Source organism: Bradyrhizobium sp. USDA 4506 (assembly GCF_054058795.1).
Map to the genome: position 1 here is coordinate 4299294 of NZ_JBSSBM010000002.1, position 15516 is coordinate 4314809.

The 15516-nt window shown below is 63.6% G+C and carries 21 protein-coding genes and 1 pseudogene; 7 read left to right on the top strand and 15 right to left on the bottom strand.

All coding sequences use genetic code 11. The features are described 5' to 3' along the window. The first annotated feature begins 4 nt into the window (after positions 1-4). Positions 5-745: a YqcI/YcgG family protein gene (locus ACVIHF_RS22595; RefSeq protein ID WP_253607726.1), complete on the top strand. Its 741-nt coding sequence runs from the start codon at positions 5-7 to the stop codon at positions 743-745. Then, positions 742-1062: a cupin domain-containing protein gene (locus tag ACVIHF_RS22600; RefSeq protein WP_253589728.1), complete on the top strand. Its 321-nt coding sequence runs from the start codon at positions 742-744 to the stop codon at positions 1060-1062. Before ACVIHF_RS22595 ends, ACVIHF_RS22600 begins: the two co-directional genes overlap by 4 nt. A gap of 25 nt (positions 1063-1087) precedes the next feature. On the opposite strand, the gene ACVIHF_RS22605 is transcribed toward ACVIHF_RS22600, so the two are convergent. After that, positions 1088-1270, bottom strand: coding sequence for a hypothetical protein (locus ACVIHF_RS22605; protein ID WP_168856031.1), 183 nt, complete (start codon positions 1268-1270; stop codon positions 1088-1090). Positions 1271-1295: 25 nt separating this feature from the next. Here ACVIHF_RS22605 and ACVIHF_RS22610 point away from each other — a divergent pair, with 25 nt between their 5' ends. Continuing rightward, positions 1296-1481 carry a hypothetical protein gene (locus ACVIHF_RS22610; protein ID WP_016847356.1) on the top strand — a complete coding sequence of 62 codons (186 nt, stop codon included), beginning with the start codon at positions 1296-1298 and terminating at the stop codon, positions 1479-1481. A gap of 248 nt (positions 1482-1729) precedes the next feature. Here ACVIHF_RS22610 and ACVIHF_RS22615 read toward each other — a convergent pair whose 3' ends face one another. The 4 genes from ACVIHF_RS22615 to ACVIHF_RS22630 all read right to left on the bottom strand — a co-directional run bounded on the left by ACVIHF_RS22615 (position 1730) and on the right by ACVIHF_RS22630 (position 5253). Next, positions 1730-2992: a CaiB/BaiF CoA transferase family protein gene (locus ACVIHF_RS22615; RefSeq protein WP_253609938.1), complete on the bottom strand. Its 1263-nt coding sequence runs from the start codon at positions 2990-2992 to the stop codon at positions 1730-1732. A gap of 291 nt (positions 2993-3283) precedes the next feature. Further along, positions 3284-3706 (bottom strand): GFA family protein, encoded by a 423-nt coding sequence (locus tag ACVIHF_RS22620; RefSeq protein ID WP_026193083.1) that lies wholly within the window; start codon positions 3704-3706, stop codon positions 3284-3286. A 354-nt stretch (positions 3707-4060) separates the two neighbouring features. Further along, on the bottom strand, positions 4061-4636 hold the full coding sequence (locus tag ACVIHF_RS22625) for a hypothetical protein (RefSeq protein WP_253607725.1): 576 nt from the start codon (positions 4634-4636) through the stop codon (positions 4061-4063). Between the two features lie 380 nt (positions 4637-5016). Further along, entirely contained in the window at positions 5017-5253 is a 237-nt protein-coding gene (locus tag ACVIHF_RS22630) for a GcrA family cell cycle regulator (protein WP_456780113.1), read from the bottom strand. A 129-nt stretch (positions 5254-5382) separates the two neighbouring features. On the opposite strand from ACVIHF_RS22630, the gene ACVIHF_RS22635 reads away from it, so the two are divergent. The 3 genes from ACVIHF_RS22635 (at position 5383) to ACVIHF_RS22645 (ending at position 7775) form a co-directional block, all read left to right on the top strand. Further along, on the top strand, positions 5383-6021 hold the full coding sequence (locus tag ACVIHF_RS22635) for a LexA family transcriptional regulator (protein ID WP_141339796.1): 639 nt from the start codon (positions 5383-5385) through the stop codon (positions 6019-6021). A 162-nt stretch (positions 6022-6183) separates the two neighbouring features. Beyond that, positions 6184-6459 (top strand): hypothetical protein, encoded by a 276-nt coding sequence (locus ACVIHF_RS22640; protein WP_076834102.1) that lies wholly within the window; start codon positions 6184-6186, stop codon positions 6457-6459. Positions 6460-6623: 164 nt separating this feature from the next. After that, positions 6624-7775 (top strand): OpgC domain-containing protein, encoded by a 1152-nt coding sequence (locus ACVIHF_RS22645; protein ID WP_456792566.1) that lies wholly within the window; start codon positions 6624-6626, stop codon positions 7773-7775. 84 nt (positions 7776-7859) lie between these two features. On the opposite strand, the gene ACVIHF_RS22650 is transcribed toward ACVIHF_RS22645, so the two are convergent. The 4 genes and pseudogenes from ACVIHF_RS22650 to ACVIHF_RS22665 all read right to left on the bottom strand — a co-directional run. Further along, positions 7860-8714, bottom strand: a complete 855-nt coding sequence (locus tag ACVIHF_RS22650) for an HpcH/HpaI aldolase/citrate lyase family protein (RefSeq protein WP_028336895.1) — start codon at positions 8712-8714, stop codon at positions 7860-7862. 3 nt (positions 8715-8717) lie between these two features. Continuing rightward, positions 8718-9173: a MaoC family dehydratase gene (locus tag ACVIHF_RS22655; protein WP_016847346.1), complete on the bottom strand. Its 456-nt coding sequence runs from the start codon at positions 9171-9173 to the stop codon at positions 8718-8720. Further along, the gene (locus tag ACVIHF_RS22660) at positions 9174-9452 is read right to left on the bottom strand and encodes an enoyl-CoA hydratase-related protein (protein WP_456792567.1); all 279 of its coding nucleotides are present in this window, start codon (positions 9450-9452) and stop codon (positions 9174-9176) included. It lies immediately after the preceding gene. Further along, positions 9451-9858: pseudogene (locus ACVIHF_RS22665) on the bottom strand (enoyl-CoA hydratase/isomerase family protein); the annotation flags it as partial. The pseudogene ACVIHF_RS22665 and the gene ACVIHF_RS22660, both read right to left, overlap by 2 nt. On the opposite strand from ACVIHF_RS22665, the gene ACVIHF_RS22670 reads away from it, so the two are divergent. Then, the gene (locus tag ACVIHF_RS22670) at positions 9794-9931 is read left to right on the top strand and encodes a hypothetical protein (RefSeq protein ID WP_456792568.1); all 138 of its coding nucleotides are present in this window, start codon (positions 9794-9796) and stop codon (positions 9929-9931) included. The pseudogene ACVIHF_RS22665 and the gene ACVIHF_RS22670 overlap by 65 nt on opposite strands. Before the next feature lie 36 nt (positions 9932-9967). Here ACVIHF_RS22670 and ACVIHF_RS22675 read toward each other — a convergent pair whose 3' ends face one another. The 6 genes from ACVIHF_RS22675 to ACVIHF_RS22700 all read right to left on the bottom strand — a co-directional run bounded on the left by ACVIHF_RS22675 (position 9968) and on the right by ACVIHF_RS22700 (position 15437). Further along, complete coding sequence (locus ACVIHF_RS22675; protein ID WP_456792570.1) at positions 9968-11167, bottom strand: CaiB/BaiF CoA transferase family protein; 1200 nt, start codon at positions 11165-11167, stop codon at positions 9968-9970. A 92-nt stretch (positions 11168-11259) separates the two neighbouring features. Then, positions 11260-11976: an ABC transporter ATP-binding protein gene (locus ACVIHF_RS22680; protein WP_075968245.1), complete on the bottom strand. Its 717-nt coding sequence runs from the start codon at positions 11974-11976 to the stop codon at positions 11260-11262. Then, entirely contained in the window at positions 11973-12731 is a 759-nt protein-coding gene (locus tag ACVIHF_RS22685; RefSeq protein ID WP_076834112.1) for an ABC transporter ATP-binding protein, read from the bottom strand. The genes ACVIHF_RS22680 and ACVIHF_RS22685 overlap by 4 nt, the downstream gene beginning before the upstream one ends. A 2-nt stretch (positions 12732-12733) precedes the next feature. Further along, positions 12734-13513: an SDR family NAD(P)-dependent oxidoreductase gene (locus tag ACVIHF_RS22690; protein WP_456792571.1), complete on the bottom strand. Its 780-nt coding sequence runs from the start codon at positions 13511-13513 to the stop codon at positions 12734-12736. After that, the gene (locus tag ACVIHF_RS22695; RefSeq protein ID WP_168856040.1) at positions 13510-14538 is read right to left on the bottom strand and encodes a branched-chain amino acid ABC transporter permease; all 1029 of its coding nucleotides are present in this window, start codon (positions 14536-14538) and stop codon (positions 13510-13512) included. Before ACVIHF_RS22695 ends, ACVIHF_RS22690 begins: the two co-directional genes overlap by 4 nt. Beyond that, on the bottom strand, positions 14535-15437 hold the full coding sequence (locus ACVIHF_RS22700) for a branched-chain amino acid ABC transporter permease (protein WP_076834117.1): 903 nt from the start codon (positions 15435-15437) through the stop codon (positions 14535-14537). Before ACVIHF_RS22700 ends, ACVIHF_RS22695 begins: the two co-directional genes overlap by 4 nt. Positions 15438-15516: the final 79 nt, after the last annotated feature.

The following is a 15516-nucleotide window of genomic DNA, read 5'->3' on the forward strand; positions in this document are numbered from 1 at the left end:
GTTCTTGAGAAAAGGCGAAGTCACGTCAAACTTTCCGGTCAGCAGCTGGCAGAGCGTGATGTTCTCCGAGTTTGAAGCGCAGATGAGCAGCGAGGCAAGGCCGTTCCCTTGCGTGTTCGGCGTGACCGGACATCGCCAGGATCAGCTCCGCTACCTTTTCCTCGATCCATATGACGTGGCGGTGCTGGGCGAGCAACTCGGGCAATATGTCTCGCAGGCGCGCTCGTTCGGTCCCAACACCTCGTTGATCGTGTTCACGCGGCCCCGCCCGGTGCAGACGCTCGATGCCTATTATCGCAAGATGTGGCTGACGCTCGATCAGCTCGCGCGGCTGGACAAGAACCCGTGGCCATCAGAGATTCCGGAACAGATCGACCATCCGATGTGGGAGTTCTCGTTTGCGGGCGAGCCGATCTTCGTGGTCTGCACGACGCCCGCGCATGTGATGCGGCAGAGCCGCCGGTCCAGCGCCTTCATGCTCACGTTCCAGCCGCGCTGGGTGTTCGACAAGATCCTCGGGACGGAGAAGGCCGCGAACGCCGCGTTCGCGGAGGTGCGCAAGCGCCTGATCCCGTACGACAGCGCAAGCCCCTCTCCGCTTCTTGGCCGCTACGGCGCAACCGACGGCCGCGAGTATCTGCAGTACTTCCTGCACGACGACAACCATGCGAGCTCGGGCTGCCCCTTCGCCAAGCTCGCGCAGAACAAGGCTCAACCGATCGCGAACAAGGAGCAGGCAGCATGACCCAGATCATCGCAGGCACGAAGACTGAATTTGCCATCGCCCCGGAGATCCTGAACCTGCTCCCGGCCCAGGGCTCGGTCGAGCTGCAGCATGATGCGGCCGGCAAGGTGCATCAGTTCCATACCCATCCGGTCGACGAGATCCTGATGATCGTCAGCGGCCGGCTGAACTTCATCTGGGATGGCGGCGAGCGGGTGGTCGGCGCCGGCGACACCATCCTGCTGCCAGCCGGCACCCGTCACCAATCCGAAGCGCTCGAGGGCGGCGCGATCTACGTGATCGCGACGCAAGCGCCCGCCAAGCCAATGAACAGCTGACGCACAGGAAAGATTTGCGAGCACCTCAGGACAGTGAGGGATCGCGCGGCGGCTCAACCGCCAAACGTTCGATCAGCTCGATGACCTCGGAACGCTGGTCGGGCGCAAGTCGAAGGAAAGCCTTCAACAGTCGCAGGCTTTCCAGTGTTTCGCTCGATGGAGCTCCGAGCTTCTTCTGCAGCTCCGCAACGTATGTGGGATTTTTCATCTCGCACCTTAAGTGAGGATTACGAATGGCATACCCAGGTAAACGTGAAGGCTTGGCCCAGAAGGTCGACACCGCAGCACAAGAGGCCGAACGCCTCGGCCTGACCACGGCAACCCTCATCCTCCGGATGGCACGCCTCGAGATTGATCGGGCGGAACCCGAAGAAGTTGAAAGTATGCCAAGGAACAACTTGCGCAGCAAGCCGAACTGAGTTCCCGAAACGGACCAGCTTCAAGGCCGCCGGCGACGCGCCGGGGCCTGCGACGCCTGAAAGACATCTCGCCAGGCGAGAGGCTTTCCTCTCGCCTGCTGTCAGGTTGTTTTGCGAATAGTTGATCTTTTGTGCAGGCTGAGCACGCTGGAGCGTTTTCGAGCGAAGCGGATACCGGTTCGTGTCAAGGAAACGCGTCAAACTAGAAGCCAGAGCCCCATTCCGATTCCATCGGAACGGAAAAGGCCCTAGCCGGTGTTGCCTGCCTTGCCGAACGCGCCGGCCTCGGCCAGCGCGGCGATGCGCCGATCGTCGTAGCCGAGCGTCTTGCTCAACACGTCCTTCGTATGCTGACCGAGCAGCGGGGCAGCAACAGGATCAACGGACGGCGTCAGGCTCATATTGACCGGCGACTCGATGTTCGGAACCAAGCCGGCGGTTGGATGCGCAATCCTGCTCAGGCGATGCCGGTCGCGCACCTCGGGCGCGTTGAACCCCTCCTCGACCGTCCGCAGATAGCCAACCGGAATGTTGGCCTTCTTCATCTTCGCCATCCAGTTCTCGAGCGTGTCGCCCGCAAACACGCTGGCAATGATCGCGCGCAGCTTCTCCTTGTTAGCCGTGCGCGCCTTGCGGTGAGCAAACTCGGGATCGGTGATGAGATCCGGGCGATCCAGCACGTCGGTGACGAGCCGGCGATACAGCCGGTCATTGGCGCAGGCCATGTAGAGCGGACCATCGGAGGCCCGGTAGACGCCGACGGTCGGCGAACCGTTCGGAGAGTTGCCGAAACGGCCGGGATTGTTGCCATTGATGAGATAGGCCATGCCGTAGAAGCCGGTCATAGACACCGCTGTGTCGATCAATGCGACCTCGACCTGCTGACCGCGACCGAGCCGATCGCGCGCAATCAGCGCCAGCAGAATGGCGTTGCAGGCCGACATGCCCGTCGCCATGTCGACGATCGGCGGCCCGGTGCGCACCGGCTCGCCATCCGGAAAGCCGTTGAGCGACATGAAGCCGCTTTCGGCCTGCGTGATCGGGTCGAAGCCCGGGCGCAGCGCGAAATCGCCTTTGCGGCCGTAGGCGGAGATCGAGCAATAAATCAGCCGCGGGTTGGTCGGCGCCACCGACGCATAATCGAGACCGAATTTCTTCATCACGCCGCCGGAGAAATTCTCGACCACGACGTCGGCCTTGGCAATCAACGCGCGCGCCACCTCGAGCGCGGCCGGATTGTTGAAATCGAGCGCAATGCCGCGCTTGTTGCGGTTGAGGCTCAGATACGCCGCGCTCTCCCCGCCGATTTCGGCGTGCTCATAGGCGCGCGTGTCATCACCGCCGTCCGGATTCTCGATCTTGATGACTTCGGCCCCGAAGTCGGCCAGCGTTTGCGTGCAGGCCGGGCCGGCCACGACGCGGGTGAAGTCGACGACCAGCAGGCCGTCGAGCGCCGTCGGAACTCCCTCCCCGCGCGGCGTGCGCCCCGGCAATTCTGGTCTGGTCATGATCTGACGCTTCCTCTGTTATTTTATCAGGCGAAATACGACGGTCCCTGCCAAGACCGGCACTGCTCGCCTTTTAGCGGAAGCTCGTCAGCAAAACCAAACCCGGATTTTGCAGGGCGGGACCTTCGTCCGACATGGCTGTCGATGGCCAAAGACGACCCGGCGGCCGCCGACATGGTCGGACGCCTCGCATGCGAAGCAAGCCTGCCGGATACCGATTTGTGGGGCGCGGAGCCCATACGCAGGCGGGTGGCGGCACGCCGCCGCCCGCTTTCGTGATGGGGAGCCTTCGAGCTATTCGGCGATCATTTCGCCGGAGCCGCCGAACTCAGCCGGAAAATCCTTCAACTTCGGCAGGCCGTCGCGTATCTGCAGCACTGCCTCGGAATAGTTGACGTGAACGCCTGGGCTGAATTTCAGCGTCGGGATCGTTGCGGTGAACACGTCGACGAGCCCGAGCGTCGGGTGGTTGGTCATCAGGTGACCGCCGCACTTTGTGCAATATTTGCGCTGGCTCATCGCGGTCTTCTCGAACGTCGCGATGTGGTCGGCGCCCTTGGTGACCTCGACCGCCTCGGGCTTCCAGAGGCTGAACGCATTCACCGGACCACCGGACCAGGAGCGGCATGAACGGCAGTGGCAATAGCCCATTGCCTCAGGCTCTCCGCTCACCTTGAGTTCGACGGCGCCACAAAAGCAGTTTCCAGTGTGATTCATCGGTCGGTTCTCCCTTGGGTTATTTTGATTGGGCTCAGCGTCGGCATCGATCCACGTTGCTCGTGGTGTTCGTGATGCAGAGAAGATGTAGACAGTGCGTAGCCGCGGCGAACTCCCTTGCGTGGACGTACCAGACCCTTCCCCGCGCGAGGCCTCGAATGCAGGCAGGTCGTCGACGCGACGGAAGTTACATGAGAGTCCGCGCCGCTGTCGACCATCTTCACAGCCTTGGCCGGGCCAATCCCGACCGCACACAAGGAAGGAGTTCAGTGTGAGGCAAGGCACAGTCATGCGATGAGGGCTACCGCGCCGGATTCCTGCGCGGCAAACCGGCACGTCAGCAATCACGTCAGGTCAGCGTTGATGGTCCTTCAGCGGAACCCTGCTTGCCGTCGCAAGCCCGTACATCAGCGCCAGCCGATCCAAGCATTCCTTGAGACGCCGCGCAAAATAGTCCTGCCAGCGCTGCGTACACAGTCGGCGCCGCTGTCCAACCTGCTCCATGGTCATGCCGAGAATCAGGACATCGTGCAGTGGCGCCGAACCGTCGGCGCCGAGTTCATGCTCGGCGCGATTGAGGCGCAGCGTCGTCTGGCGCCGCCCCTCGGTGATCGGCTTGCATCGCAGGCCGCGATCGACGAATTCGCGCGTCGTATCCACCGCGCGCGGCCCGCGCTCGGCCTTTTGCCAGTCGTTTTGGAACGCCCGGCCACTCCGATATTGCGTATCGTCGATCTGGCGGTGCGCGTGCAACCGGCCGAGCGGATCGTTGCGGATCGAGCGAAAAGCAACGATCTTCTCGCCTGGCTCGAGCGCAAGGGGATCGTCGACGTCGACGGTCGCCACCTCGGCATTAACCGGCAGATCCTGGGCACGTCGATCGTGCGCTCCGGCGGGATCGTACGGCTTCCGGCGCTTGGCTCGCGGCATTGGTAACCTCCAAAATGTCTGATGATGGGCGCGCGGAGGCTTCCGCGCGATCGCAGTTGCGGACCAATGTCCTTCGGTCAGGTGATGAATTGCCTCAACCGGCCCCGATGGCTTGAAGCTAGTCGGCGCTCAATACCGGCCTCGTGGCCTCAGGATCGCGACTCAGGTGAAAATGCGGTGTGCAGTAGCTCAAGCCCGACCGGCACGGATGACCGCAGAAGGTAATGGTCTCGCCGTCGCTATCCCGCCATAGGGATAGCGGCAGTCTCCGGGCTTGAGGTCGAGCAGCGAAAGATGCCGCGGCACGACCGCCGCGCAACGAAGCTGCGGCATCTCCACCGTTTCAGTGAAGATCTTTGGCTCGCGAAGCAGATCCGGCGTCAGTTCGGCGCGCCCTTCACGCAGCCGCCTGATCCTTCGGAGCCCGGCAGGGACGGCTCGGGCCTTTCGAGGCCCGCCAACCCCATGCGCTGCGCTCGGCTGAGCGCCGCGTTGCGCGTATAGGCCGTATTGAAGGTAGCGTTGATCGTGTCAGCGATTTCCGAATAGGACAAGCCGCGGGCGCGGAGATCCTGCAGGGCTGCCGAATGCTCCGGCAGCCAGTTCATCATTTCCATTCCAAATTCCCATTTCTGTCATTCCGCCGGCGCCTCGCACACCTTCCGATATTCAGAAGAAAAAAAGTCAAGCTTGTTTCTGATAATCGTAACGGATATAGTGCCTTCGGGTTTGGGAAAGGATGAAACATGCTGGACGCGGCACTGATCGAACGAGCACTGGAAAAGACTGGGAAGAGCAAAGGCGGGCTTGCCCGCGCGATGGGGGTTCGGGCCGGGGCGGTCTCCGAAATCCTGTCGGGAATAAGGTTGATCAAGGCATCCGAGATTGCCCCGATCATGGAGTATTTGGAGCTGAATTCGGTGCCGATCGTGGGCCGGGTCGGCGCCGGCGCCTCGATCCAGCCGGAGCTGGAGCAGGTCCCGCCGGAGGGTCTCGGCGAAATCGAGCTTCCGTTCCCGATGACGGAGGAGACCGTCGCTTTCGAGGTCTCGGGCGATTCGATGCTGCCGAAATACGAGAACGGCGACGTCATCGTGGTGTATCGCGAGCAGCGCTATCCGCTGTCGAGCTTCTACGGAGAGGAAGCTGCGGTCCGGCTGAAGAGCGGCGAGCGATATCTGAAGACGATCGAACGCGGCAGTTCGTCGGGCACCGTCAACCTCAAGAGCTTTAATGCCAAGCCGATCAACGGCGTAAAGCTCGAATGGATCGGCGAAATCTGCGTCACCCTGCCTCGCGGCCAGATCGAAAGGCTGCGCGGCAAGTCGGGGGCGAAGAGTCGCAAATCTGCCCGGACGCAGGGCGGGCGATCGTCCGAGAAGTAACCGCGCCGCTTCAGGGACCGGCCGAACCGATTCGGACGCCTTCGGACCGAATCGGTCCGGCCATGCATGCCTGAATTTCGGTTTTCAACAATTCACCCTTGACATACTTCCGATTATCGGAAATAATGCGCAGTAACAGTCAGAACATCGAACGATCAGGCAATGCAGTATTTCGTCGTGATGATCGACTATGGCCGCCGTGGCCGCGAGGCGATCGTCGATCCCGGAATGACACGACGCGACGTCGTCTCACGAATCGCCTCGGGCGAATATACGAACATCAGCTTCATTCACGAGATTGCCGAGCGTTCGGTCGAGGATGTGACGGACGACCTGCTGGCCGAGGCCGCCCTGCCGGAGCTCCCCGTGACCGGCGCGAACCTGCAAGCCAATACGCTGGATCACACCCGCGACCTGCGCAAACACGAACCGGTCTGACACCGCTCACGAGTTGATTGCGAAAACGTGATCTTTCTTGAGCCAGCCACTTGGCCGGAACCCGAAACGGACTAGATAGGGTTCACGCAAAGTCTATTCGGACCAGGCGCGGGTTCCCTCTAGATTAGCGATTCGTTTCTCGGGCCGGCAAATTTCAGCTTCAGATGACTTCGACAACAAACGCCGAGATCGCGAAAGCCGATGGCGATCTCAGGATCGCGCTGCTGCTTGGCATCGCAAACTGGTTTCTGTTTCTGGACCATATTCCGCACAACGTCGTCGGCGCGCTGACCATGCGCAACTTCGGCTTCAGCGGCGCAACCGACCTTTTTGTATTCGTCGGCGGCTACGCAGTGACGCTCATCTACGCCAGGATGACGCTGGAACGCGGATTCCTGGTGGCCGCGACCCGCATCTTCAAGCGCGTATGGCAGCTCTATGCTGCCTATATCGTTCTGTTCGTGATCTATGTCGAGTTGATCAGCTATGTCGCTACCCGGACCGCGGCGCCGGAGATCATCAGCGAGTTCAACATCACGGGCTTCATCGATCACCCGATCCGGACGTTGATCTACGGCCTGTTCCTGCAGGCCAAGCCGCTCAATCTCGACGTGCTGCAACTCACCATTGCCTTGATGGCGTTCCAGCCCATCATCGTGTTCGGGCTGTTGTACGTGCCGAACGCGACGGTCGTCGCATCCGTGACCCTCTATGCGGCCGGCCGGCTGCTCAACTGGAACCTGTCGTCATATCCGTATGGAGACTGGTACCTCAATCCGTTCTGCTGGCAATTGCTGTTCGTGATGGGCGGCTGGCTCGCGCTGATCGGCGCGCGATATGCGCCCGCGATCCGCGCGATGCAGGCTGCTCCCGCGCTGCGCGCCATGGCGTTGCTGTATCTGCTGTTCGCCCTGACGATCATCTCGAGCAGCGATATCCCGGCGCTCGCGCAAATGATGCCGAGCGGGCTGAGCGATATGCTGCTGCCAAACGACCGGGAGGAGATCGCGCCTCATCGCATCCTGCACTTCCTGGTCCTGACGTTCCTGTTCAGCTGGCTGGTGCCGCGCGATTGGGAATACCTGCGATCTCCCGCCTTGCAGCCGATCATCAAGTGCGGCGAGGAATGGCTCGCCGTGTTCTGTGCAGGCGTCTTCCTCTCCTTCGCTGCGCACCTGATCCTGATTACGGGCCCATACTCACTGGCAAGGCAGGTCGCGGTCAGCATCGCCGGTATCGCGGCGATGACGGCCGTCGCCTACTACGTCTCATGGTCGAAGCAGCAGGACGGCAAGTCGGCGGTCGCTCATTCCTGATCCCAGCGGTTAGTCGATCGCCAGCGACCACCGCAGCCGCGCCTCACTATCGCGCAACATGGCGGTATCGGCCCGCCTCCCCGACTATTTCTTGCGCGACGCCAGGATCTTCTCGGCGGCGCGCAGATGCGGCTTGTCCAGCATCTTGCCATCCATCTTGGCGACCCCCGACGGGTTATTGGCGAACGCGGCGATCACCCGCTCCGACCATGCAATCTCCTCATCCGTCGGCATGAAGGCCGCGTTGACGACGTCGACATGCTTGGGATGGATCACGGCTTTGGCGAGGAAGCCATCCTGGCGTGCGGCGACCGCCTCGGCCTTCAAGGCATCGAGATCGTTGATGTCGGTCGCGATGGTATCAATCGCGACGACGCCGGCGGCGGCCGCGCCGATCAGGCAGAGATCGCGCGCCAGGATGAAGGGCGAGTGATAGCGGCCATCGCTGCGATTGCGCGTTGCCCCGAGCGAGGCTGCGAGATCCTCCGCGCCCCACATCATGCCCCATAGCCGCGGGCTCATGTTCTCGAAATCGAGGATTTTCAGCACCGCCCGCGCCGTCTCGGTCGCGACCGTCACGATCCGGGTGGTGCCCTGCGCGATATCAGAGGCCGCCTCGAATGCGTCAAGATAGAGTGCGAGCCGGTTGACGTCGGCGGCACCGGCGCATTTCGGCAGCACGATTCCATCGGGTTTGCCGGGCATCACGGCGGCGAGATCGCCGAGCGTCAGATCGGTGTCGAGCGCGTTGACGCGGATATAAAGCTTCTGCTCCGGATTGCGCGCATCGAGCATCTGGCGCGTGATGCCCCGCGCAACCACCTTCTGGTCCGGCGCGATGGAATCCTCGAGGTCGAGGATCAGCGCATCGGCTGCGGTCTTCTTCGCGCTTTCATATTTCCGGGTGCTGTCGCCGGGAACGAACAGGAACGATCGCATCGCTTACGCCTTCGGCTTGCAGTGCATCAGGCCGGTGCGGCGGCAGCTCGCCACCACCTCGCCGCGCTGGTTGGTCATGGTGTGCTCGAACTCGACGATGCCCTGGGTCGGCCGCGACTTGCTGGCGCGCTTGCCGATGATCCTGGTGTGCGCCTTCAGCGTATCGCCATGGAACACCGGCTTCGGGAACTTGACGTCGGTCATGCCGAGATTGCCGACGGTCGTTCCCAGCGTCGTATCGTACACGCTCATGCCGATCATGATGCCGAGCGTATAGAGGCTGTTGAACAGCCGCTGGCCGAACTCGGTCTTCTCGGAGAAATGCGCGTCGATATGCAATGGCTGCGGGTTCATGGTCAGGAGGCTGAACATGGTGTTGTCCATCTCGGTCACGGTGCGGCTGAACTCGTGATGGAATTCCTGTCCGATCTCGAACTCCTCGAAATACAATCCAGCCATTTACCGTCCCTTGTAGTTGGGCGCCCGCTTCTCGACGAACGCATTCAGCCCTTCCTGGCAATCTTCCGTCGATGCGACCACAACGAAACTTTCCGCCGTGTTCTCCACCGAGCGGCGGAAATCGGCATCGACCGCACGCATGAAGGCGTCGCGGCCGATCTTCATCACGATCGGCGATTTCGCCGCGAGCTTGCGTGCGATCTCGCGGGGCGCGCGCGAGCGCAGTGCCCTTCGGCACCACCTCGCTGAGCAGGCCCATGCGAAAGGCGGTCGCGGCATCGAAGGGCTCGCCAAGGAACAGCGGGCCGAACGCCTGGTGCTTACCGACCAGCCGCGGCAACTGCACAAAATGGATCGCCGGGATCAGGCCGACATCGATCTCGGGATAGCCGAAGGTCGAGCCGTCGCCCGCGACGATCATGTCGCAGGAGATCGCGATCGTCATGCCGCCGGCGCGCACCGCGCCATCGATCGCCGCAATCGTCGGCTTGCCCATGCGGTACTGCGTATCGTTCAGCGCGAAATACAGCCGCTCGAGGAACGTCTTGGTCTCGATCGCGGGCTTGCCCCTGACGATGTCGAGATCGAGGCCGGCGCAAAACACCTTGTGAGCGCTGCTGATGATGACGGCACGCACCGCGTCGTCGTCGCGCGCTTTCGCCAGCGCCGCCAGCAGCGCGTCGATCAGGGGAATGCTGAGTGCGTTGACCGGCGCGCGATCCAGCACGATCTCCGCAATCTGGTCGGTGACCGAGTAACGAACGAGGTCGGTGCTCATGATGTATTGCCTCCCGTTAGCTCTTGGTCTGCCGCACCGCGCCCGAGAGCAGCAGGCCATCGATCTCGGCGGAACCGAAGCCGGCCTCCGTCAGCACGGCGCGGCTATCCTGCCCGACGTCAGGCGCGGGGCAAAGGTGATCCTCGGACAGGCTCGCGATCCCCGGCGTGCGTGGCGTGTAGACCGCGCCGACGCCGGGTGTGTCCTGGCGCACCGATGCCCTGGTCGCCTCGACATGGACATTGCGCAGCCATTCGCCGGGATCGAGGATCCGCTCGGCGATGATATCTGCCGCATGCAGCCGGGTCAGCCAGGCATCCGTCGCCTGGGTCAGGAACACCTCGCGCAATTGCGGGATCAGCGCGTCGGCCGCGTCGGCGCGCCGGGCGAAGTCGGCAAAACGCGGATCGGCGGCGAGATCCTCACGGCCGATCGCACCGCACAGCCGCTTGTATTGCGGCTCGTTCACCAGGGTGACCATCATCCAGCCGTCCTGGGTCTGGTAGGTGCCGGCCGGAACGTTCAGCGCGCGCGGCGCGCCGCCCTCGAGGATGAACTCCGCCACCTTGTGGCCGAGCAGCGCCGACGTCGACTGGCAGAGATTGACGTCGATCCAGCGGCCGGTGCCGACGGTCGCACGCGCGAATAGCGTCGTGGCGATGGCCTGGAACGCATAGACGCCGGTGACGACGTCGGAAATCGTGGTGCCGACCCGATGCGGCACGCCATCGGCGCCGAGATTGACCGAGACCAGCCCCGAGAACGCCTGCGCCACCGAATCCGAGCCGGGCCGCTTGGCGTACGGGCCGCTCTGCCCGAAGCCGCTGACCGACAGATAGACCAGGGCGGGATTGTCGCGCGACAGGCCCTCGTAGCCGAGCCCGAGCCGCTCCGCGACGCCGGGACGAAATCCTTCGATGAGCACGTCGGCCTCGCGCGACAGCCGCTGCGCGATCGCGATCCCATCCTTGTGCTTCATGTCGAGGCACAGGCTGCGCTTGCCGCGGTTGTAGACCGCCGACAGCGTCGTGTGATTGCCGTAGGTCGTGCCGAGATAGCGCGACCAGTCGCCCTCCGGCGGTTCGACCTTGATGACGTCGGCGCCGTAGACCCCAAGCAGCATCGCGCAATAGGGCGAGGCAATCCCCTGCCCGAAATCGAGGACCTTCAGCCCGCGATACGGCGCTTCATGCGTCGGCGACAGCTTGCCCGCCATTTGTCCTCCCATCGCTGTCGAAAGAGCCCTGTCCTTTGGGCATGATCCCCGCGCAACCGCTACGCGCTTGTCGCTTTTTTCCGGATCATGCCCTACAGCGCCAGATAGCGCTGCCGGATGTTGTCGTTGGCCTTCAGCTCTTCGATGGAGGATGTGTAGACGATCTGTCCCTTGTCGATAACCGTCGCGTGGCTCGCAAGGCCAAGGCAAAAATGCATGTTCTGCTCGGCGATCAATACTGTGGCACCGGTTCCGCGGAGCTGCCGCAGCAGCTCGCCGATGCGCTGCACGATGATCGGCGCCAGCCCCTCGCTCGGCTCATCCAGCAGCAGCAGAACCGGATTGCCCATCAGCGTGCGGGCGATCGCCAGCATTTGCTGCTCGCCGCCGGACAGCCTTCCGGCGATCCGGTGCCGCAGCGGCTCGAGCAGCGGGAACACATCATAGACGCGGCGGATCGACCACTCGTCCTCGCCATCAGGCCCCTTCTTCTGGCCGATGACGAGATTGTCCTCGACGGTATGCTCGGGAAAGATCTGGCGGTCTTCCGGCACGAAGCCGAGCCCGGCCCGCGCGATGTGATGCGGCCGCATTCCCGAGACCACCTGGCCGCGCAGGGTCACCCTGCCGCGGTGCGCCGGCGCCAGCCCCATGATGGCCTTCATGGTGGTCGACTTGCCGGCGCCGTTGCGGCCGAGCAGCGCCATGGTCTCGCCCTGCCGCACCGACAGGCCGACGCCGAACAGGATCTGGCTGGTACCGTAATAGACGTCGAGGTCCTCGACCTGCACCACCGGCTGCGCGCTCATGCCACCGCTCCCGCGTGGTCGTCGCTGCCGAGATAGGCCTCGATCACGGCATCGTTCCTGCGGATCGCGTCCGGCGTCCCGGTCGCCAGGATCCGGCCGTAGCACAGCACGACGATTTGGGGCGCGATCTTGAACACGATGTCCATGTCGTGCTCGATGAACACGACGGTGATCTTCTGCTTCTCCCAGAGCTCGCGCACCTTGTCGATCATGCGCCAGCGCTCCTCGGTACCCATGCCCGCGGTCGGCTCGTCGAGCAGCAGCACCTTGGGCTCGAGCACCAGCGCGAGCGCGATATCGAGCAGCTTCTGGTCGCCATGCGACAGCGTCGCCGCGGTCCGGTTGCGCTTCCCGGCGAGGCCGAGCAGCTCCATCGTATGCTCGGCGCGGTCGCGCGTCTCGGCCAGCGGAAACCGGCGATGCATCACGCCGGCGCGGCGCTGATCGGCGCAGACTGCAGCGAGCATCGTCTCCTCCACCGTCAGCGACGGGAATATGCTCGCGACCTGGAAGGCGCGGCCGATGCCATGGCGCACGATCTCCGGCGGGGCCTTGCCCGCCATGTCGACGCCGTTGAGCAAGATCTGCCCGGCATCAGGCTGCAGCGCGCCCGTGATCAGGTTGAAGAATGTGCTCTTGCCGGCGCCGTTGGGGCCGATCACGGCGGTGAGCGAACCATCGGCGAAGTCGAGCGAGACGTTGTCGGTCGCCTTGACGCCGCCAAAGGATTTCGAGAGTCCGCGAATCTCCAGCATGGCTAGCCACTCGCCTCCCGTAGACCGCCGTACGTGCTCCACGATGTGCCGGCAAGCCAGCCGCAATCGACCGGCACGTTGGCGCCGGTCATCGCGGAGGCCGCGTCGGAGGCCAGGAATGCGACGACGCGGCCGATCTCCGAGGGGTCAACAAGGCGGCGAAGTGCTGCATTGGCAGCCAACGCCGAGACATCCCGCTCCCCTCGATCGATGGCATTCTTCAGCGCCGGCGTCAGCGTATAGCCAGGGGACACGGCATTGACGCGGATGCCGGACGGCCCCCATTCGGCCGCGAGGCATTCGGTGATGGCGATCACCGCCGCCTTGGCGGGCGCATAGGCATGCAGCGGCATCGAGCGCATGCCGGCAATCGAGGCGATGTTGACGATGCTGCCGCGCTTGCGCGCGATCATCTGCCGCGCAAAGGCAACGCAGGCGACATAGGTCCCGCGCTGGTCGACGCGCACGACGTCGTCCCAGGAGGTCATCGGCAGCTCGTGCGGCCGGACCGGCACCTGGATGATGCCGGCGCTGTTGACCAGCACCGCGACCGGGCCGCAGTCGCGCTCGATCGCGGCCGCACAGGCCTCGACGCTGCGCTCGTCCGCCACGTCGGCCGCAAACGCCTTGCCACCGACTTCCGCCGCAACCGTCTGCGCCTTGGCAAGATCGCGGTCGAGAACGGCGACGAGATCGCCGGCCGCTGCGAGCTCACGCACGCACGCCGCGCCGATGCCGCTGGCGCCGCCGGTTACGACGCTGATCCGCGTCTGTGCACTCATGGCGCGCGCTCCCCGGCTTCTCCGCGACGCTGCGCGAACCATTCGACGACAAAGTCCATCAGGCCCTTTCGCAGGCCGATGGCAAAGAACAGGATCACAATGCCGAGCACGATGCCGTGATACTCGGTCAGGCGGGTAACGGTATCGTTGAGGATCAGCAGCAGCACCGTACCGACCATCGGTCCGAGGAAGGTTGTCACGCCCCCGAGCATGTTGATGAAGATGCCCTCGCCCGAGATCGTCCAATAGGCGAACTCGGGATAGGCGCCGGAGACGAACAGCGCCATGATGATGCCGCCGGTTGCCGCGAACAGCGCGGCGAGCACAAAGATCGTCAGCTTGGCGCGCCAGACATCGATGCCGATGAAGCTCGCCCGCGTGGCGTTGTCGCGGATCATGCGCAGCGTGTAGCCGAACGGCGATTGCGCGATCTGGCGCATGAGCAGCAGGCCGATTACCAGCAGGGCGCAGCTCGTGATGTAGAGATGTAGATGATTCGACAGATCGATGCCGAGAAACGGCGGCCTCGGGATCCCGCCGCGCAGGCCCTGGTCGCCGCCGGTCAGCGACTGCCACGACAGGATGGTCGAGTGAATCAGCATCTGGAATGCCAGCGTGACGAAGGCGAAATAGATCTCCTTCAGCCGCACGCAGATCGCGCCGATGACGACGGCAACGACCAGGGTCATCGCCAGCGTGGCGACGAAGGCCACCGGGATCGGCACGCCGGTCTTCTGCATCATCAGCCCGAAACCATAGGCACCGAGGCCGAAGAACATGCCGTGGCCGAACGAGATCAAACCGGTGTAGCCGACCAGAAGGTTGAGCGACGTCGCGAACAATCCGTAGGCTGCGCAGCGGATCACAAAGTCGAGCAGCTGCTTGCTGCCGAAGATGAACGGCAGCAGCGCGAGCAGGACAAAGGCCGCGAGCGCGATCAGCACATCGCGGTAACGCTGCGGCCTGGCGTCGATCCGGGCAACATCGAGGGGCTGCGTGCCCTGCCCGGCCTGCAATTCGGTCATGCGACCTCCTTGCCGAACAGCCCGCTCGGACGCGACACCAGCACGACCACCATGAACAGATACATCAAGCCCTCGGTGAACAGCGGGAAGCCGAGCGATCCGAAGGAGCGGATCAGGCCGATCAAAAGCGCGCCGATCAACGCGCCGAGGATCGAACCCATGCCGCCGATCACGGTGACGATGAAGGACTCGATCAGCACCGAGAAGCCCATGCCTGGTGTCAGCGAGCGCACCGGCGCGGCAAGCGCTCCTGCCAGTCCCGCCAGCATGCCGCCAAGCGCAAATACGCCGCCATAGATCAGCCCGGTATTGATCCCCAGCGCCGAGACCATTCCGGGATTATGCGCAGCCGCACGGATCACCTTGCCGATCCTGGAGCGCGCCAGCCCCAGGCCGAGAACAACCGCCGCGGCGAGCGCCACCCCGATCAAGAGCAGATAATATGGCGGCACCACGCCGCCGGCGATGAACAGCGGCGGCACCTGGAACGCGGCCGGCATGCCCATCGACTTGAACTCAGGCCCCCAGATCATGCGGACGACATCGTCGAAGATCAGCACGAAGGCGTAGCAGACCAGGAGCTGCATCAAGACGTCGCGGCCGTAAACCCGGCTCATGAACACGCGCTCGAAGATCAGGCCGAGGATCGCGGTGCCGACGGCGCCGCTCAGCATCGCCAGCGCGAAGCTGCCGGTGAGCTGATAGGCCGTCATCGCGAAATAGGCGCCGAACATATAGAAGGCGCCGTGGCTGAAATTGACCACCTTGAGCACGCCGAAGATCAGCGTCAGCCCAACGGCGACAAGGAACAGCAGCATGCCGATGATCAGGCCGCTGGTGGTTTGCGTCACCAGGCAGGCAGGGCTGGCGAGGCAACTGGCGAGCGCGTCGAGGTCCACGGAAAATCATCCATCACGGCGGGCCGCAACGTCGGCGCGCGACAAACATCAGATGCGAGGCGGAGGCAGCCGGCGGCAG